Raw genomic sequence first — 19,160 nt, forward strand, 5'->3', positions numbered from 1 at the left:
TTCAGCCGACGCGCCGGATGTGCCCAGAGGCGGTCAGCGACCAGCCAGCGGCCACGACCATCAGAGAGATAAGGCCCAGCAGGTAAGCGGCCGTGGGCATCGGGGGCAGGTAGCCGGACTTGTGGACGAGGTCAAGGACCAGCCACATGACCGGCACACCAATGCCACAGATACCCAGCGGAATCGCACCCATGAGCACAAAGACTCGCTTCCAGGTCACCCCAATACAGCGGGAAAGTCCACCAATGAAGCGCCCAGCTCCATCGCACGCCACCCATGCGAGAAGAACAAAAATCCACGAGTCGACGCCGAGAGGGAAGGACTGCTGTCCCATGATGAAGAGCAAGGGATGGATGGCGATAAGAAGCCACCAGATAAGAGACCCCAGGACAATGATGACAACGGAGTGCACGTAACTCGCCACAGTGAGTGCGGTACGTGATCCACCGCTGAGGGCAGAGGCTCGCAAGTCGACGGTGGCGCTGACGATCCCACAGATAAAGAGGAAAGTACCCGTGACGAAAGCGGAGTTTGTGGCGGTCTGTTCAATGTTCTTGGTGACATCGGAGACTGATAGGTAGACGATGCCATTGATCACGAAGTTGACCAGGAACTGGCAGCTCACTACCAGCAGGTAGAGCACCACAGTGAATCTCGAGTTGACAAGGCCAATGCGCAGGGGGGAGGGGGCGGATTTGATGAGGTCGGGGGTGGCAGTGCTCATTGGTCGTTCTCCTGGATGAGGTAGGCGAAGGCGTCCTGAAAGGAACAGGGGGAGGAGGTCAGTGAGAGGGATGCAATCTCATGGTCAGTGACACCACGGCCACGCAGATCCACGATGACTTCTCGTGCGGACCCAAGCGCACGAGAAGTGATGACGGCGATATCGGAATGATCGACCAGGAAGCGTTCCACATCGGCGGCGTTACCGGTAATCACACAGATACGCGAAGTGAACTCGTCAACGCTCTCATGGGCAAGCAGACGCCCATTTTTGAGGGCGACGACATCTTCGGCAACGTTTTCGAGTTCGGAGACCATGTGTGAGGACACGAGGAAGGAGCGACGCGGGCGACGTCCCTCCATGCTGTCGGAGGCCAGGGTGAGCAGTTCCTCATAGAACGCGTATCGGGTAGGAACGTCCATGGGAGCCTGAATCTCATCAAGGACAGTAATGGGCGCACCCGATGCCAGTGCCACAGCGCCGGCTAGGATGGCAGCCTGCCCCGAGGACATCTTGCGCAGCTTCTTGCGCCCCTTCAGCTGGAAGGAGAAACGTTGAACGTAGTGGTCGAAGAGTTTCTGATCCCAGGTTGGACGCAGCGCGGCGTAGGCGACCATGGCCGAAGCCGATGAATTATCAAAGTCCCTGTCGGAAGAGACCACGACTGAGTAACCAAGTAGGTCGTTAGAGCTCACCTCCGTTCCGTAGATGGACACATGTCCCGACGACGGCGGAAGCAGGCCACCGAGGATCTGCATAAGTGTGGTCTTGCCCGAACCGTTAGGGCCGACCAGGGCGGTGACGGTGGCCTCTCCGAGAGTGAGGGAGAGATCGCGCAGGGCTGGCACAGCCTCCCCCGGATACGTGTGACTGATGGAGTTGAGGGTGATCATGAGTTGTCCTTGGCAGTTGTGTCGGCGCCGTAGGCGCGGACATGGTCGATGATGGCGTCAATGTCGAGGCCCAGGGCCAGGCCCGCTTCGACGGCGGGGTTCAGGGTCTCCTCCACGTAGGTGGCGAGCCCGTCGGCCACGAGCGCGTGCTGTGCGCCTTCGGCGACGAACATGCCGATGCCACGCCGCTTTTCGACGAGCCCCTCGTCGACGAGGATCGCAAAGGCCTTGCCGACGGTAGCGGGGTTGATGCGGTAGGTGGCGGAGTACTCCGTGGTGGAGGTGAGCTGGTCCCCAGCGCGCAGGGCGCCGCGCAGGATCTGCGCGCGAATGTCGTCGGCGATCTGCACGTAGATCGGGATCCCCGAGACGAACGTGGGTGCCATGCGTGCCCTCCCTTCAGGTTCAGCGGTTCATTACATGACTAATTAACCATATAACCAACCAACCTGTCAAGCGATCTCACCAAACTGGTCTCAGCTCACCCCCGCTCCCCCGCTTTCGCGCACAAAAAGAACCCCGGCCTCGTCCCCACAATGAGGAACGAGGCCGGGGCCAGGTCAGCGAAAAGCGGGCGCTCAGCCCTTCACCGCACCGGAGGTCAGACCGGAAACGATGTACTTCTGCAGGTACTGGAAGAGCAAGATCACCGGAATTGCAGCGATGATCGAACCAGCCGCGAAAACACCCCACGGGGCATTCAGTTCACTCGACCCCCAGTTGTACATACCAACCGCCAGCGTGTACTGATCGGGAGTTTGCATAACAACCGTGGCAATGACGAAGTCGCCGAAGCTGGAAATGAAGCTCAGCAAACCAACAACAGCCAAAACCGGCAGAACCAGCGGCATGATGATGGTCCAGAAAGTCTGGGCATGCGATGCGCCATCAATCTCTGCGGCCTCGTCAAGTTCACGAGGAACGGAGTTGAAGAAACCGAAGAGCAGGAAGGTGTTCGAACCCAATGCGCCGCCGAGGTAGACACAGATCAGGCCGAGCTTCGAGTTCAAGCCCAGAACCGGGAAGATATCCTTAATTCCCAGCAAGAGCAGGAACAGCGCCACGAAAGCTAGCATCTGCGGGAACATCTGGACCAAAAGCAGGAAGGTCAGGGTTCCACGACGGCCTCGGAAACGGAAACGGCTGAAGGCGTAGGCTGCGGCTGCGCCCATGAGAACCGTTCCAATTGCCGTAACGCTTGAAACCACCAGTGAATTAATAATCCACTTCCAGTACATGCTGTACTGGTCACTCCCCAACGCCTTGAAGTGATCGAGGGTTAGTCCATCAGAGAAACTAATATCAGAGGTCAGCGTCGCGTTCGGAATGAAGGACACCGAAAGCACATAGAGCAGCGGGATAAGGCAGTAAATAATCACCGCAATACCCACGATGTGCTTCCAGCCAACTTCCTTCCACCAACGTGAGCCGCGGAGCGTTGTCAACTGCGTTTTTTCTTTGCTTTGTGCAGTCATCACAGTTCCTCCAATGCCTTCGTCTGACGGAACCCAAGCCAGGCAATCACACCAACAACAGCGAAGATGAAGATCGACATCGCCGAGGCCAAACCATAGTTGTGCTCGCCACCGGCGAAGGCAATCTTATAGACCATCGAGATCAAGATGTCGGTCTGCCCCAAACCATAGGGCGCACCATCGAAGTCCGGGCCACCCTTCGTCAGCATGTAAATCAAGGAGAAGTTGTTGAAGTTAAATGCGAAAGAGGCAATCAGCAGCGGGGTCGTGGACTGCAAAACCAACGGCAACTTAATTGACCACACGGTACGCAATCCAGATGCACCGTCCATCTTCGCGGCTTCTTCCACGTCTCCCGGAAGAGACTGAAGCGCACCCAAGCAGACCAAGAACATGTACGGGAAGCCCAGCCACAGGTTCACACCGAGGATCGCGACCTTAGCCATGAGTCCATTGGTCAGCCAAGGGATCTCCAACCCACCGAGCAAGACCTTGTTAATGAAGCCAAATTCCTCGTTGAGCATGCCCTTCCATACCAGAGTCGCCAGGAAGGCTGGGAAGGCATAGGGAAGAATCATCAAGGACTGGTAGATCTTGCGTCCACGGATCCGCTGATCCGAGAAAATCAGCGCAAGGACAAGCCCGAATACGAATGTCGTCAGCACCGAGCCAATAGCAAAAACGAAGGACCAAACAAGCGCATTCAGGAAGGGCTTGACAATTCCGGAACCCGAAAACATCTGTGAGTAGTTGGAAGCACCAACAAAGACGCGCCAGCCGGTGGGCAGCTGCTTGCCCTGGCTATCTTCGAAAACACCCTTCTGGTTATTCGCCTTGTAGACCACACCGCTTTGCGTGTCCGTCAACGTGTCGGCGGCTTCGTCATAGGTGAAGGTCGACTTGGCGAGGTAGCCGGAGGTTCCGTCCGTCGTCAGATAGAAGCCATCATTCGGGTTAGAGCTTACGGGGACCGTCAGTTTAGAAACTTCCTCCTGGCGGCTGGCAAGATCGCCCAGGTCAAGGACCTTGTATCCCGAAACCTCGGTAATACCCATTGCAGTGACTGCACCCTGGACGCTCTGGAGGGGCTTGGTTGCCGTTCCAAGCTTCAGTTCACCGGTCGCGGGGTCTGCGACAACGAGGCCCAGTTCACTCCCGTCTTCAACGACCGCGGTCTGAACAGTGGGGGATCCTTCAACACGCTGACGGCTCGAGGCCAAAATAACTTCGATTGCATCCGTCTTTGTGGAGTTATGGCCATCTCCGTAGTTGGTCAATGAAACATACCCGGTGTAGCCCATGACGAAGAGCTGATAGATCAAAAGGAAGATCATGCCGGGAAGAAGATATTTGGCAGGAAGTGCCCTCTTCGAGAAATACACCCAGTTAATGATGATGAGCAGGACCGCCATCACTCCGATGATGATCCGAGAATTGACGGCCCATGCCGCCATGATTCCATAAATGCCCAGCGCGTCAATGAGCATCATAATGATGAGTTTTGCAATAAAACCGGGTCGCATGACGTCACGCGCATGCGAGGTACGGTCCTTCTGAACGGTATTCGAGGAAGAAGCTGCAGGCATTGTGGTCCTTCGTTACCTTGAACAGCGATTAAGGGACCATGAGCACAAAATGCTCAGGTATGGGTTTTGCGGGCGCCCCGTTTTGGCGCCCGCAAAACCGTGAGACCTCACTACTTGTTGATGGAAGTCTGAATGTTGTTGACCATGGTCTCCCACGAGGATGCGGGATCGGCGCCGTTCACGATGGCAACCTCAGTCTTGCCCCAGTAATCCCAGACGGAACCCATTGCGGGGATTGCCGGCATGGGGAGTCCATTTCCTGCGATGGTGGCGAACTGCTTAAGGTTCTCGTCGCTCAGGGAGTTAGCAACCTCGGTCATTGCCGGAACACGTCCGCCCAGCTCCTGCAGCTTGGATTGCGCTTCCTTGGTCTCCAGGTACTGGAAGAACTTGCTGACCAGAACCTGGTTCTTGGTCTTGGAGCTCTGGTAGAACATCTGGACGCCAACGAAGGGCTTAGCTTCCTTACCGCCAGCAGAAGGAATCGGAAGGACGGAAACGTCAAGTCCAGCTGCCTTGGCAGCAGTCACGTTCCAAGGGCCGGTCACCATGTAGGCCGCATTGCCCTTAAGGAAAGTATCCTTGGCGATATCGGAGGTGATGTTCGGGTTCAGGGTCTTTGCTGCACCCTGCTCCTTGAGCCACTGGGTGAACTCAGATGCACCTTCGCCACCCAAGGTCAGCTCGGAGGTGTAGGAGCCGTCAGCGGACTGCTTGAAGACCTCGTTACCGAAGGAGCTCTCGAAAGCGTAGAGGTGGTAGGGGTCACCGTCGGTGCTCATCTGAATAACGAAGGGGTACTCCGAACCTGCCTTCTTACCCGATGCCACCATTTCGTCGAAGGTCTTCGGGGTGTCAGTGGTGAGCTTGTTGTTACGAACCAGTGCAACAGACTCGACCGCGTAGGGCACGCCGTAAGTCTTGCCATCGTAGGTGACGCCCTGAACTGCTGCCTCGGAGAACTTGGACTTTGCTTCACCCAAGTCCACGGGGGAAACAACGCCGTTCTTCACCATCTGGCCGAGCTTGTCATGGGCCATAACAATCACGTCGGGGCCATTGCCGGTCGGAACCTGGCTAATGAATTCCTGGTCCATATTGGTTTCAGACTTCTGAACAACCTGAACATCCACCTTGGTGGCTGCAGTGAAGTCCTTGGCCAGTTCCTGAATCTGCGAGTAACGGGTGTCATCGGCCCAAACCGTCAGCGAACCGACGGAAGAACCGGAACTTGCAGATGCAGACTGGCTGCTCGAAGAGCTCGAGCTTCCATTGGAGCACGCTGCAAGCGTTGCTGTAACTGCCAAAACGCCGAACATCGCGATGCCTCGTCGCATGTCAACTCCTGATCAATTGAGTTCTGCTCGTACACAGTTGTACTTCGCACTTAAGGACACTGTAGCTGCAGAAAATCATTTTCAGCAAGCGTTTTCAGGATTGTTAGAGAAATGATATCTTTACCCCAGATCCCAACCATCACACTTGCCCCCTTCTGAAAGGCACTTCGATGTCGAAGAACCGCACCCGCATGGCGGATATCGCCTCACATGCCGGTGTTTCCATTGCCACAGTTTCTCGCGTATTTAACGGAGTCGGGCAGGTCTCAGACGACACTCGATATCGAGTTCTGACCGCAATCGACGAGCTTGGCTACGAACGTCCCAGCATGCTGGCTGACGACAATCGCCTCATCATCGGGGTCATCGTCCCAGAACTCACAAACCCCATCTTTGCCACTTTCGCCCACACCCTTCATTCCGAGGTCGACAGGGCGGGGGCCCAAGCCTTCATCGCCTCGCAAACTCCGGGCACCACCAGCGAAGAGGAACACACTCAAGCTTTTCTTGCGCGAGGGGTTTCAGGCTTAATCTTCGTCTCCGGTCGACACGCAGACCTTCAAGCAGACTTAAGTCGCTATACGAATCTTTCACAGATCCACATGCCCTTCGTCACCATCAATGGCGCCCGCAAGGAAGTACAAGCACCAGACTTTTCAACGGAAGACGCACTTGGAATCCGTGCCTCGATCCAACACCTCAAGGAACTGGGGCACCGCAAGATTGCCATGCTGGGTGGACGCCACCACGTCGTCCCCGCGCGACGCAAGGCCGAAGCTTTCCGCCAAGTGATGGCTCAAGAATTCGGAATCACCAATCCCACGATCATCGAAACCTTCTACACCTACGAGGCCGCGGCCTCGGCAACTCACGCACTGATCGACGCCGGAATCACGGCCATCATCGCCGGCTCAGATCTCCAGGCGATGGGGGCAATCAGAACGATCCAGTCTCGAGGCCTCAGCGTTCCCGGGGACATTTCGGTGATCGGCTTTGACGACTCTTTCCTCATACCTCACCTCTCCCCCGCGCTGACGACGGTTCGACAACCTGTGCAGGCAATTTCACATTCGGCCGTATCGTCACTTTTTGATGCGATTCAGTCCCAGAATCCGCAGCAGCATCAAGATTTTGCCTTCACTCCCGACCTTGTTGTGCGCAGCTCTACGGGACACGCTCGCTTTTGACAATCATTATCACCTTCTTTGATAATGATTATCATGAGTTTTTCGCGTTCACACACTGTTTTTGCCCTTACAGCCGCTGCAGCGCTCGCCTTAAGCGCATGCTCCTCTTCGGCCTCGTCATCTTCAAGCGCCTCTAGCTCCCAAGCTTCCGCTTCTCCCATGAAGGTCATGGCCAGCTTCTACCCGCTCCAGTACCTCACCCAGAAGATCGGCGGCGATCTGGTTGACGTCGAATCCCTGACTCCTCCGGGAGCAGAGCCCCACGACCTCGAACTGTCGAACCAAAAGGTTCAGCAGCTTTCTCAGGCAGGTGCTGTCGTTTACCTCAAGGGCTTCCAATCCGCTGTCGACAAGGCCGTTGAGCTAAACGCACCCAAGACCGTCATCGATGTTTCCGGCAGTGTTGATCTGGTTGACGCCGAAAAGCACGAAAGTGAATTGGATGTCGCTGACGACGGCGAAAAGACCGAAGAAGCTCACGAACATGAGCATGACCACGGCTCGACCGACCCGCACTTCTGGCTGGATCCCACGCGCATGGCCAGCGCAGCAACCCAAATTGGGGATGCTCTTGCTCAAGCCGATCCCGCCAACGCAGAGACCTACAAGAAGAACGCTGCAACCACGAAGTCTCAGATGGAAGCACTGAGCAAGAAGCTCGTTGACGGCACCGCAAAGTGCCAGCACAAGGAGTTCGTCACCTCTCACGAGGCCTTCGGATACCTTGCGGACCGCACCGGCCTGACCCAGTTGGGCTTGTCCGGCCTCGATCCCGATTCCACCCCTTCCCCCGCTCGCCTCAAGCAGATTTCAGACGCGGTCAAGGCCAAGGGAATCACAACGATCTTCACCGAAGAGCTCCTCAGCCCCAAGGTTGCTGAAACCCTGGCCAAGGACCTGGGAATCACCACTGCAGTTCTCGATCCCATCGAGTCTCAAGCTGATGATTCGAAGGACTACGAAGCAGTGATGAACGAGAACCTCTCTGCACTCCAAAAAGCGCTGAACTGCGAGTAAGCACTTCACCACAAGTCAACTGATTTCTCCGCGTTGGGGCGGCATGATTCCACAGTGAACCATGCCGCCCCAACGACTACACTCGACACTAATGGGAACGACATTCAATATCTCTACTGCCCCGGTGATTTCACTGGACCATGTCCACGTCGCCTGGGACCACGACCTCATTCTTCACGGCATCACCGCATCGATTCCCCAAGGGCAATGCGTCGCAGTGACCGGCCCAAATGGTGCCGGGAAGTCCACGCTGATGAAGGCGATCCTTGGAACTGCACCAATCTCCTCGGGCGATATCACGCTCTTCGGAAATTCGATCCGCAAACGTTCCTCGATTCCATGGCAGCGTATTGGCTACGTTCCCCAGCGCGCATCCTCCGGTGGCGCAATCTCATCCTCATGCATCGAAGTCGTTCTCTCAGGGCTCCTGGGCACTCGCAAGTGGTGGCACTCTCGCGGTGACCGAGCGAAGGCACTGGAAGCACTGCGTTCCGTCGGCCTCGCGCATCGCGCGAAGGACCCCCTCCACATTCTTTCCGGCGGGCAACAACAGCGCGTACTCATCGCGCGCGCATTGGTCCGAAAGCCCGAACTCCTCATCATGGACGAACCAATGGCCGGAATCGATGCCTCTTCACGGAGCAGACTGGCCGAAATCTGCCAGGCCGCAAAGGACGATGGCGTAACGATCTTGTTGGTCCTTCACGAACTGGGCGAACTTGCCCCAGTCCTTGACCGCGAACTCCACATCCGTTCTGGACACTTCACCTACGATGGCCCCGCGCGAAGCGAATTGCGCGATCCTCACTCTGACCATTGCAATACGGCCAACCACCGCGAAACGGAGGGGAGCCGATGATTCTCGATATGCTCGCATCCCCCTTGATGCAACGTTCTCTTCTTGCTGCACTCTTGGTCGGATTATGCGCTCCGATCGTCGGAACCTACCTGGTCCACCGGCGCCTCGCAATGCTCGGTGACGGGATCGGCCACATCTCCTTGACTGGAGTTGCTTTGGGATGGCTTGCCGGAACCGCCGCAAATGTCACACCACACGATCAATGGGCAATCCCCGGAGCCTTAGTTGTGTCTTTGCTTGGCGCGATCACTATCGAGCTCGTCCGACAGTCTGGTCGCACCTCCTCTGATGTTGCACTTGCCATGCTCTTTTACGGCGGGATTGCCGGAGGCGTACTCCTGATCGGCTTGGCAAATGGAACATCCTCCCAGCTCAACGCCTATCTTTTCGGCTCAATTTCAACGGTTTCAAGCAGTGATGTCTGGTCAATTTGCCTGCTCGCACTGGTCATTGTCGTGATCGGCATCGGCCTGCTTCCGGCACTCTACTCGGTGACAAATGATGAGGAATTCGCTCGCTCGACTGGGCTTCCTGTTCGCGCGCTCACCATGCTCATCGCGATTTTGTCTGCTCTGACGGTTGTCGTTGCCATGCGAATTGTTGGTTCACTTCTTGTTTCAGCCCTCATGGTTGTCCCTGTTGCCATCGCACAACTGGGGGCTCATTCCTTCCGACGCACCATGGCTTACGCAATGGTCTTGGGAGCCTTCCTCTGTCTGGGAGGACTAACCCTGACCTACTTCATCGATCTCTCCCCCGGTGCAACGATTGTTGTGGCCGCAATCGCTCTCTATGCTGTTGGCTACGGAATCCGAGGCCTACGCGATCACTTCCGTCGCAAGCAGCGAATGCATGAACTATCCGCGCCCGCGGACCATCCCGAGGCCTCGCCGAAAGATCGCGCGGACGCCACCGCCGCGCGCGGGTAGGGAAAAGAAAACTCACCACAGGCCTCGTCAACGAAAGGGACGCCATGCAGCGAATGACCAAGCAACGCCAGGCGGTTTTCGACAACCTTAGCGAGCACCGCGACTTTCGCAGCGCGCAAAAGGTATTTGAGGACCTGACCGCGCGCGGGCACAAAATCGGTCTGGCAACCGTGTATCGCAACCTCCAGGCGCTGGCTGAAGACCATCAAGTCGATGTTCTACGCTCCGCCGAGGGCGAGGCGCTCTACCGAAAGTGCGACACTCAGACGCACCACCACCACCTGGTCTGCCGTAACTGCGGGCGCGCTGAAGACCTGGGGGCAGGAGAGCTTGAAAAATGGATCTCTGCGGTAGCCGCCTCGCACGGATACACTCAGATTGAGCACTCAATCGAGCTATTCGGGCTCTGCTCTGAATGCACGCGAAAGGCAGACAGTTGACACCTTCATGGGCTTCCTCGGGACTCCCACTCTTTATCTTCCTCTTTTTCGTTGTCTTTCAGCGCGCACAGCTGACCTACTGGCTGGGTCGCGCGGCAGCTAAAGGGGCGTTGACCGCCTCGGGAAAGAAGGGCCTTCGAGGAAAGATCGCTGCTTGGTTTGAGGGTCCTGTCCCCCGTTCGGGTGCTCGTCTTTTGGAACAGTGGGGAATCATCATCATCCCGCTGTGCTTCCTGACAGTTGGTGTCCAAACTGCGGTCAATGCCGGTGCAGGTGTCGTCCGTATGTCGTGGAAGAAGTACACGCTTGCCATGATTCCAGGCTGCATTGCGTGGTCGATTATGTACGGCCTGGGAATGCTCGCAGTGTGGATGGCAGTTGTTCGCGCGGCGGCGGGCTCAGTGTGGGGTTGGCTGGGACTGGCGGCAATCGCAGCGATTATCACCGCGGTCGTGCTGATGAAGCGACGCCGCGGACGCGGAAGCGTACAGAGCCTCGAGCACGGGTGAGCACCTGCACGAGCGCCTTCACACCGAATTGACACAGGAAGTCGCTGAATAACACACGACATCCGCGTCTTCCTCCGCTTCCTCCCTCCAAAAGACACACGAAGTCAGAAAAAGACACGCGTTATCGAAGCCTTCGTCCCTACCGCCCGCCAAAAGACACACGAAGTCACCATAAGACACAGGGCATAACCTGTGACATTCACCGACTTTATGTGGAGCTAGCGCGGAGCGTGCGTGAAACACACGCGGAGCAGCGTGAGGCGCGGATGAGGCAGCAGAAACCGGACGGTTCAGCGCTACAAACCCCGCCTCGACTAGTCGCCAGCCCCACCAGCCACGAGGCCGCGAGCACTCCAGCTACGAGGGAGCGCCCTAGCACCGCCGGCCACGAGGCCCTAAGCGCCAGCCCTGCCAGCCACGCGATCCTGTGCACCGCCAAAACGCCTCTCACGTCCAGCGTATTCAAGAAGGCAGTCCCACAGAGCTTCGCGATCAAAGGTCGGCCACGGCTTAGGGCTAAACATGAACTCCGCATAGGCCATTTGCCAGAGCATATAGTTCGAAAGTCTTTGCTCCCCCGAGGTTCGGATCATCAAATCAACATCGGGAACATCGGGCAGATACAGGTGGCGAGCGAAAGTTCGTTCATTTACCCCGCGCGGCGACAAACGCCCTGCGGCGACATCTTGGGCAATTGAGCGGGCTGCATCTGCTATTTCTGCGCGGCCCCCGTAATTCACGCACATCACCAAATCCATAGTGGTGTTGTCACGCGTCTTTTCTTCTGCGCGCTCCAAAGCGTGAATGACCGATTTCCACAGTTTTGGCTCGCGACCGCTCCACCGGACGTGAACTCCCCACTCATTGAGCATGTCCGTTCGCCGAGCCAAAACATCACTGGCGTAGCTCATGATGAAGCGGACCTCTGCGGGCGAGCGCTTCCAGTTTTCCGTCGAGAAGGTGTAGACGGATAGATAGCGCACACCGGCATCGATAGCCCCGGCGATTGTGTCGAGAAGCGCATACTCACCAGCCCGGTGACCTTCTGTGCGCACTAGCCCCCGTTCATTGGCCCAGCGTCCATTACCGTCCATGATGATGGCGACGTGGCGCGGCACTTCCCCGGCTGCAAATTCGGGTGCTTGCCGAAGCCATTGCCCCGGTCCCGCGACCGGCTGACGTGGGTCTTTGGGAGCGCGTTCCATGGGCGTCAGTGACGCAATTTCGGGGCTCATGCGTGCGGGCTCCTTTCCAGGAGTTGCAGGGATTTCAGTCGTCGTTCGATATGCCATTGAGTGTAACTAGAGACCAGGCCCATCATCTCGCTGCGCGCCCACGTTGGCGCGCTATCCGCGCTATCCCAATCACCACTGAGAAGAGCACCCATCAATTCCATCGAATCGGGAGCGGGAAGCGAGGCACCTGGCGGACGGCAGTTATCGCACACGGCGCCACCCTCAGTAATAGAAAAACCAAGGTGCGGCCCCTCGCTGCCGCACACAGCGCAGTCGTAACACGATGGCGCCCACCCTGCGATCGCAAGGGCGCGAAGCATGTACGAGGCCAAGATTAGAGCCGGGTCGTGCCGGCGGTGAGAAAGCGCGTGGAGAGCTCCGACCAGCAACAAGTACTGCTGATGGGTTCCATCATCTCCATCGCTTGAAAGCTTATCTGCGGTTTCGACGATCACCGAGGCACGCGAGTACAACTCGTAATCCGCTGCGAGTAGTTCCCCGTGTGAGGCAATTGTTTCTACCTGAATGATCGTATCGAGGCTCCGCCCGCGGTGAAGCTGAACATCAACAACAGAGAAGGGCTCAAGTCGTGCTCCGAACTTCGATGTTGTTCGTCGTACTCCTTTCGCGACCGCTCGAATCTGACCGTGTTCAGAGGTCAGGAGCCAGATGATTCGGTCAGCCTCGCCCAGTTTTTGCGTACGCAAAACCACGGCCTCATCCCGGTAACTCCTGATCACCTTCCTATTTTCACATTCGCTGCCAGAGCAGGCTCGCAGCGACACAAAATTGCGCTTGGGGCCGAAGCGACCCCAAGCGCAATATGCCTGTGTGATTACAAATCCTGCATCGCCTGAATAGATGCGGAGTATGTGAAGGATCTAGATCGCGAATAGTGGCGCGACGACCACTCAGATATTGGCCTCGCGAACGCTCTTGTATGACGCAAGATCGGTGTAGAGCTCATCGCGCAGCGGGTTCTTACGCCCACGAACAATGACGTAGATCTGGTAGACCGCAACAGCCACGTTAGCCGCGAGCGCCAGCGCAGAAACAGTCATCAGAGCCGCGTCGCTATGCGAAGCGTTAACCGCAAACTTCGACGAAGTCACGAAGGAAGGAACTGCCATGGTGAACATCATCCACAGTGCGAGGGTATGCGCACGGTGCTGGAGCCACGCGCCTCGTTTAATGAAGAAGGCGGGGATAGTGCAGGAAATGAGCAGAGCTGCGCCCGCGTAGAAGGAGTGGTCTCCCACGCAGTTGTACACGTAGGCAAAGTTCCACAGATCGTAGGCGATGATCCAGAACCACAACATGTCGGGCCAGATCATGTCCTTTTCTTTATCGCGAGAGATAAAGATTCCAAACCACCCACAGATCGTCAGGAGGTTAAGCAGACCGGCGATACCGTTCATGTAGTTCCAGGGGCCTGAAACCATGAAGACTCCGTCGACCATCTCACGCACACCCATGGCACCGACTTGGAAGTCACGGATGCAGGCCTCGGTGATGTTAATGGCCAAGATCGCCGGCGGGAAGGCAAGCGCCCACCGGTTGGTCTGCAACTTGGGAATGTAACGGATTGCCATGAAGCCCAGACATCCGGCAAGGGCGGAGTAGACCTTGACCCAGTGGAACCAGGTCCCCGTTGAGGAATCCGGTCCCGCTGTTGTGGGCCAGACGAAGATTGTCAGAACAATGGGAAGAACGATAAATACTGCAATTCCTGCCCACTTCCAGCGACGGGTGATCTCGTTGCCAATGATTAGAGCAGCAAGGACTCCAAACCAGGCGAGCCAGGAATACCAGGGGATCGATTCAAAGAGGAACAACTCTCCAACTCCTTTGGTGAAATAAGCTGATGAGGAAACATTAAGGTTATTTTCAGCAGGAGTCATTGGACATCATTTCGAAAGTGTCTAATACTCAAAGGAGTGCGACTCATACGCATGCCTGAACGCGAATCGATCCCATCAAGGAAGTCATGTCTACCAGCGCAGAAAACACCCGCGAGAAGCTCGGTGCTGCCCTCAAAGACGAATTGCGTTCAACACCGATTACAAAGGTGACGGTCCGTCGCCTTACCGAACGAGCCGGTGTCACCAGGCAAGCTTTTTACTATCACTTCCCCGATGTCATGTCCTTGGGAACCTGGGTTTTCGAACGAGAGATCGTCGCACACATCATGGCTCATGCGACCTACCAGGAATGGTCAGATGGACTATGCGATCTCTTGGTCTATATGCGCCAGCACCATGAACAGACCTACGCGGTCGTCTCCTCGCTTAGCCGTAAAGAGGTGGAAGAGTTTTTTTACCAGGCGTTCCGCGAAATGATGGCCGCGATTATCACTGAGCTTGAAGGGGAAGCACCTGAGCGCACCGGCGATGACGGCACCACAACTCCAGTTTTTTCGCCACTTTCCGCCCAATACCGTGATTTCATCATTGACCACTTCACATTGAGCGTCGTCGCACATGTCTTACACTGGCTGAACCAGGATATGCGCGCTGATCCATACATTCTGGTGGAGAACATTGAAGTCATCATGCGTGGAAGCGTTCTTGCCGCCTTGAAACGTTATTCCACCACTCCTCCCCCACCGCTGCACTGACTTCCCTTCCTGCATTCCCCCAGCCTCGATACATCAAGCGGCCTATCATCGAAGACGAATGAAAAACTGTGAGTGGAGGCCATCATGTCAACTCATCCCCAAGACGTGTACAAAGATGCCGGCGAGTGCGTCCTTTTCGTTTACCTGCGGTTCAATCGCAAGGATCAGGCCCAAGAACTGAAGGCCTTCCGCGACTTCGCTGACCGTAGTCAGGCGATCAACCGTTCGATGAATATCCGGGCCCAAAACGATGATCTGCGCGTCGCAGTGGGAGTAAGCCGTAAGGGCTGGGACTACCTCTTCCCGGGCGCACCCCAACCGAAGGAACTCGAGGAATTCACCGGACTGACCAATCAGGACGATCCTTTCATTACCATGCCCGAAGGCATTGGGGAAGATGCTGATCTCTTCCTTCACATTCGCGCACAGCGCGAAGCCGTGGTCTACGAAGTAGCCGAGCAGTACCGATTGTCCTTCAAGGAATTCGCGACGGTCGTTGATGAGACCCACGGCTTCCGTTACCTTGAAGGCCGAGCAATCATCGGTTTCATCGACGGTACCGAAAATCCAACAAATGCCGATGCCCCCTTCTGGGCAGAGATTGGCGACGAGGACCCCCGATTCGCAGGAGGTTCCTATGCATTTGCTCAAAAATGGGTTCACGACATGGATGCGTGGCGTTCACTGGGCACCGCTGAGCAAGAGCGTGCGATCGGACGCGAGAAGTTCACCGACCTTGAACTTGATGACGACGCGAAGGCAGCGAACGCACACAATGTTTCCTCAAAGTTCATTGTCGATGGCGAAGAAAACAAGATCGTTCGCATGAACGTGCCCTTTTCTGACCCCGCCGCAGGTGTCACCGGCACCTACTTCATCGGCTACTCTGCGCGTTGGAGCGTCACCAAAGGCATGATCACGAATATGGTCGCGAAGAAGGACTACCTGCTGACCTTCTCGCATGTGCTCTTTGGTCAGGTATTCTTCATTCCTTCCCTTGAGCTTCTTGATGAGATTGCCGGTGGCGATTTCCCCTCGAACGAGGCCGATTAAGCTTCCGCTTAAGACTTCTTTTCCCTGCGTTAGCGAGGAGAAAAATAGGTGAGGGGGCATCTTAATGATGCCCCCTCACCTAGCGCTGGGCGGTTTACTCACTCACCACAAAGTGCGCGTTGGTTATAAAACCTACTTACTGATCTCGAAGTGCACGGTTCACTGCTGAGATCACAGCTTTGTACGACGCGCGGGTAATCGAAGAGTCGATTCCAACGCCCCAGACGATCTTTCCATCAACAGCTGCTTCGACGTAAGAAGCGGCCTTCGCATCTCGTCCCTGGCTCATTGCGTGCTCGGAGTAGTCCAAGACGCGCACGTCCAAATCGAATTGATGCAGTGCTGAGACGAAGGCATCAATCGGGCCGGTTCCGTTTGCGTCAATTGCAGTGAGCGCACCGTTGTCCGTGAGCTCTGCGTGCAATTCAACATGCTCGTCGTCGACCGTTCCCACCTGGGACTTACGCAATTCGAAGCGCCCCCACGACTGAAGACCAGGAGCTGCGCTTGTCGGCAAATACTCGTCTGCAAAGATCTTCCACAATGTTTCGGCGTTGATCTCTCCGCCGTAAGTGTCGGTGTGGCGTTGAACAATTCGCGAAAACTCGACCTGCAGGCGACGAGGCATCTCCAGGTTGTGTGCCCGCGACATAAGGTAGGCAACCCCGCCCTTACCGGACTGGGAATTTACGCGTACAACGGCCTCGTAAGAGCGACCGACATCGTGGGGGTCGATCGGCAGGTAGGGAAGCTCCCAAACCACTGCGTTCTCATCGCCCCCTGCTGCGTCCACCTTCGTCTTACGGGCGGCAAAACCCTTCTTGATGGCGTCTTGGTGAGAGCCTGAGAAGCTGGTGTACACCAAATCTCCGACGTAGGGAGATCTCGGCGAAGCCTCCATCTGGGTGCAGTGCTCCACGGTGCGGCGGATCTCGTCGACGTCCGAGAAGTCGATGCCCGGATCAATTCCCTGGCTGAAAAGATTCAGGCCCAAGGTCAGCAGGTCAACGTTACCGGTACGTTCGCCTTGTCCCAGGAGGCAGCCTTCGATACGGTCTGCGCCGGCGAGGAGTGCAAGTTCAGCACTGGCGACACCGGTTCCACGATCATTGTGCGGGTGAACAGACAGCGCAATGTGCTCGCGTCGGGAAAGGTTACGCGACATGTACTCGATCTGGTCGGCGAAGACATTGGGGGTCGCGCGTTCAACGGTCGAGGGCAGGTTGAGGATGATCTCACGGCCTTCTTGGGGCTGCCAGATGTCCATAACGGCTTCGCACACTTCCAGTGCGAAATCACGCTCGGTATCAATAAAAACTTCGGGTGAATATTCGAAGCCAAAGATGGTCTCGTCACCCAGTTGGCGTTCGGCCTGTGCAATGACTTCACGCGTACCGAAGCGGGCGAGCTCAATGGTCTGCTCGCGGTCTGCGTGGAAGACAACTTCACGAAAAACCGGAGCGGTTGCGTTGTACAAGTGCACGGTCGCACGGGGGAAGCCAATCAGCGATTCGACGGTACGCTCAATAAGCTCGGGGCGCGACTGAGTAAGCACCGAAATGGTGACATCCTCGGGAAGGGCGTCGTCTTCCAACAGAGAACGAACAAAATCGAAATCAGTCTGTGAAGCCGAGGGGAATCCAATTTCGATTTCCTTGTATCCCATGCGAACAAGAAGATCAAACATCTTGCGCTTACGTGCCGGATCCATGGGCTCGATCAGAGCTTGGTTTCCATCGCGTAGATCCGTTGACATCCACCGAGGCGCATGGGTGATACGCTTCGAGGGCCACTGTCGGTCAGGAAGGTCAACAGGGTTCGTGTCGAGGAATGCTCGGTACTTGACCGTGGGCATTCCAGAACCTGCAGGACGAGGAACATTCGATGTAGTCTTCACACCTTCAGTCTATGAAGACCCACTGATACTGGCACTTTGAGTGCACATGGTGGACAGTGTTTACTTGGCGTGCTCGCCTTTACTCAGCGCCGCATTCCTCGAGCTTCGGGACGCTCACTGGTTTCTCCATGAGCCACGCGCGGTCGGTAAGCATTCGAGAAATCGCCAGGCCGATACCAATCGCAACAATCGTGAAGAGGACCGTAAAGAGCTGCGCCAATGCGTCCATGGTCTGCCCATTGTTCAAGTATGTGAGCGAACGGTACAGGGGCACACCCGGGATCATGATGACCACCGCGGGAACGGAGAGTGTCACACGCGAGAAGCGCGTGCGGTTTGCAACTGCTGCCGCAAGAAGACCAGCTGCAAGCGCTGCAAGCCCAACCGCCGCGGGGACCGGAACACCCACGACAACTGCAAGGAAGATACGACCGGTATTAATAGCCGCACCGATAAGAGCGGCAGCCGTACATACCTTAGGCGGAGAATTAAAGAGCATCGCGAAGCCATACGCCGCAACAAAGCTGGTAAAGAAGCGCAATGCAAAGTGAATGATCGGCGGAAGTTCAACGATGTATTGCGGGGTCACTGACCAATTGAAGACCTCCGAAATTGTCCATACCGCAACGCCCGCAGAGACCACGAGCATTGCAACATACACGATTCGCTGAATACCACCCGCAAAGTCGTGACGGACCAGGTCAATAATTCCTGTCACCAATGGGAAGCCAGGAACCAAGAAGAGCAAGGCAGAAATGAAGCCCGCTTGATGTGTGGGTTCAACACCCAAATATTTCTGAGCCATATAGACGCACAGAATGTAGATAGCAGAAGCAACTGCACCACAAAGCATCCACACACCAAAGTGGTTCATGTGTCGCTTGAGCATCTGGCGCCGGAGGAACTGACCGAAGAAGGCTGCAATTGCCACGACAGAGCACTCAACCCATCCCCCGGCGTTGAGGAAGGAGAAGGCTGCACAGGCTAAACCAGAAGCAAGCGCATTCGCTAGCCAGCCATACAGCGGCTTCACACATTCGATCCGGTCAAGAGCCTTATCGACATCCTCAACAAGCACCTGCTTGCCTTCAATGGATGCCAGGTAGTTTGTAATGCGGTCAATCTTGTCCGCATTCACTCCCAGAAGACGCTGCTCAGCAAGCTCGGTACGGAAAGTACCATTCGCATAAGCTGTCGCAACAATCTCGGTAAAGGTCACCTGAGCATGGTGCTTCTCAATACCAACGGCCTCGGCACAGGTGCGCATCGAAGCCTTCACGCGGTACGAGCCCGCGCCGGCAGAAAGAAGCATCTGGCCAAGCCGCAGGACAACTCGGGACTGATGGGACAGACGATCATGTGCAGCCATGCGGTGCACAGTCAGTGATGCGTCGTCCTGGTC

Annotated in this window: 19 protein-coding genes; 8 read left to right on the plus strand and 11 right to left on the minus strand. The window is 56.3% G+C overall.

Going from position 1 to position 19,160, the window contains the following annotated elements; genetic code table 11:
• Window position 1 precedes the first annotated feature (1 nt).
• From KHW85_RS00925 to KHW85_RS00950, 6 genes are all read right to left on the minus strand, one after another.
• Entirely contained in the window at window positions 2–724 is a 723-nt protein-coding gene (locus KHW85_RS00925; protein ID WP_291458407.1) for a hypothetical protein, read from the minus strand.
• On the minus strand, window positions 721–1,617 hold the full coding sequence (locus KHW85_RS00930; protein ID WP_291458408.1) for an ABC transporter ATP-binding protein: 897 nt from the start codon (window positions 1,615–1,617) through the stop codon (window positions 721–723). Before KHW85_RS00930 ends, KHW85_RS00925 begins: the two co-directional genes overlap by 4 nt.
• A complete protein-coding gene (locus KHW85_RS00935) occupies window positions 1,614–2,003 on the minus strand; it encodes a GntR family transcriptional regulator (protein ID WP_101602054.1) in 390 nt (129 codons plus the stop codon). Before KHW85_RS00935 ends, KHW85_RS00930 begins: the two co-directional genes overlap by 4 nt.
• Before the next feature lie 192 nt (window positions 2,004–2,195).
• Entirely contained in the window at window positions 2,196–3,092 is an 897-nt protein-coding gene (locus tag KHW85_RS00940) for an ABC transporter permease subunit (protein ID WP_291458409.1), read from the minus strand.
• Window positions 3,092–4,678: an ABC transporter permease subunit gene (locus KHW85_RS00945; protein WP_291458410.1), complete on the minus strand. Its 1,587-nt coding sequence runs from the start codon at window positions 4,676–4,678 to the stop codon at window positions 3,092–3,094. The genes KHW85_RS00940 and KHW85_RS00945 overlap by 1 nt, the downstream gene beginning before the upstream one ends.
• 110 nt (window positions 4,679–4,788) lie before the next feature.
• Window positions 4,789–6,015: a maltose ABC transporter substrate-binding protein gene (locus KHW85_RS00950; protein WP_291458411.1), complete on the minus strand. Its 1,227-nt coding sequence runs from the start codon at window positions 6,013–6,015 to the stop codon at window positions 4,789–4,791.
• 170 nt (window positions 6,016–6,185) lie between these two features.
• On the opposite strand from KHW85_RS00950, the gene KHW85_RS00955 reads away from it, so the two are divergent.
• The 6 genes from KHW85_RS00955 (at window position 6,186) to KHW85_RS00980 (ending at window position 10,956) form a co-directional block, all read left to right on the plus strand.
• Window positions 6,186–7,202 (plus strand): LacI family DNA-binding transcriptional regulator, encoded by a 1,017-nt coding sequence (locus KHW85_RS00955; RefSeq protein ID WP_291458412.1) that lies wholly within the window; start codon window positions 6,186–6,188, stop codon window positions 7,200–7,202.
• Window positions 7,203–7,235: 33 nt separating this feature from the next.
• On the plus strand, window positions 7,236–8,219 hold the full coding sequence (locus KHW85_RS00960) for a metal ABC transporter substrate-binding protein (protein ID WP_291458413.1): 984 nt from the start codon (window positions 7,236–7,238) through the stop codon (window positions 8,217–8,219).
• A gap of 91 nt (window positions 8,220–8,310) precedes the next feature.
• The gene (locus tag KHW85_RS00965; protein WP_291458028.1) at window positions 8,311–9,078 is read left to right on the plus strand and encodes a metal ABC transporter ATP-binding protein; all 768 of its coding nucleotides are present in this window, start codon (window positions 8,311–8,313) and stop codon (window positions 9,076–9,078) included.
• Window positions 9,075–10,007, plus strand: a complete 933-nt coding sequence (locus KHW85_RS00970) for a metal ABC transporter permease (RefSeq protein ID WP_291458414.1) — start codon at window positions 9,075–9,077, stop codon at window positions 10,005–10,007. The genes KHW85_RS00965 and KHW85_RS00970 overlap by 4 nt, the downstream gene beginning before the upstream one ends.
• Before the next feature lie 44 nt (window positions 10,008–10,051).
• Entirely contained in the window at window positions 10,052–10,447 is a 396-nt protein-coding gene (locus tag KHW85_RS00975) for a Fur family transcriptional regulator (protein ID WP_156335214.1), read from the plus strand.
• The gene (locus KHW85_RS00980) at window positions 10,423–10,956 is read left to right on the plus strand and encodes a hypothetical protein (protein ID WP_291458415.1); all 534 of its coding nucleotides are present in this window, start codon (window positions 10,423–10,425) and stop codon (window positions 10,954–10,956) included. Before KHW85_RS00975 ends, KHW85_RS00980 begins: the two co-directional genes overlap by 25 nt.
• Window positions 10,957–11,351: 395 nt before the next feature.
• On the opposite strand, the gene KHW85_RS00985 is transcribed toward KHW85_RS00980, so the two are convergent.
• The 3 genes from KHW85_RS00985 to KHW85_RS00995 all read right to left on the minus strand — a co-directional run bounded on the left by KHW85_RS00985 (window position 11,352) and on the right by KHW85_RS00995 (window position 14,092).
• A complete protein-coding gene (locus KHW85_RS00985; RefSeq protein ID WP_291458416.1) occupies window positions 11,352–12,191 on the minus strand; it encodes an isoprenyl transferase in 840 nt (279 codons plus the stop codon).
• The gene (gene recO, locus KHW85_RS00990) at window positions 12,188–12,928 is read right to left on the minus strand and encodes a DNA repair protein RecO (RefSeq protein ID WP_178705721.1); all 741 of its coding nucleotides are present in this window, start codon (window positions 12,926–12,928) and stop codon (window positions 12,188–12,190) included. The genes KHW85_RS00985 and recO overlap by 4 nt, the downstream gene beginning before the upstream one ends.
• 174 nt (window positions 12,929–13,102) lie before the next feature.
• Window positions 13,103–14,092 (minus strand): DUF5692 family protein, encoded by a 990-nt coding sequence (locus KHW85_RS00995; protein ID WP_291458418.1) that lies wholly within the window; start codon window positions 14,090–14,092, stop codon window positions 13,103–13,105.
• An 86-nt stretch (window positions 14,093–14,178) separates the two neighbouring features.
• On the opposite strand from KHW85_RS00995, the gene KHW85_RS01000 reads away from it, so the two are divergent.
• Together KHW85_RS01000 and KHW85_RS01005 are read left to right on the plus strand one after the other, a co-directional pair.
• Window positions 14,179–14,808 (plus strand): TetR/AcrR family transcriptional regulator, encoded by a 630-nt coding sequence (locus KHW85_RS01000; RefSeq protein ID WP_291458419.1) that lies wholly within the window; start codon window positions 14,179–14,181, stop codon window positions 14,806–14,808.
• An 84-nt stretch (window positions 14,809–14,892) separates the two neighbouring features.
• Window positions 14,893–15,861, plus strand: a complete 969-nt coding sequence (locus KHW85_RS01005; RefSeq protein ID WP_291458420.1) for a Dyp-type peroxidase — start codon at window positions 14,893–14,895, stop codon at window positions 15,859–15,861.
• 136 nt (window positions 15,862–15,997) lie between these two features.
• Here the strand turns inward: KHW85_RS01005 and leuA are convergent, their stop codons facing one another.
• Both leuA and KHW85_RS01015 read right to left on the minus strand, forming a co-directional pair.
• Window positions 15,998–17,758, minus strand: coding sequence for a 2-isopropylmalate synthase (leuA, locus tag KHW85_RS01010; RefSeq protein ID WP_291458421.1), 1,761 nt, complete (start codon window positions 17,756–17,758; stop codon window positions 15,998–16,000).
• A gap of 79 nt (window positions 17,759–17,837) precedes the next feature.
• A complete protein-coding gene (locus tag KHW85_RS01015) occupies window positions 17,838–19,127 on the minus strand; it encodes a threonine/serine exporter family protein (protein ID WP_291458557.1) in 1,290 nt (429 codons plus the stop codon).
• Window positions 19,128–19,160: the final 33 nt, after the last annotated feature.

This window comes from Actinomyces sp. oral taxon 181, assembly GCF_018370895.1.
Classification (GTDB): domain Bacteria; phylum Actinomycetota; class Actinomycetes; order Actinomycetales; family Actinomycetaceae; genus Pauljensenia.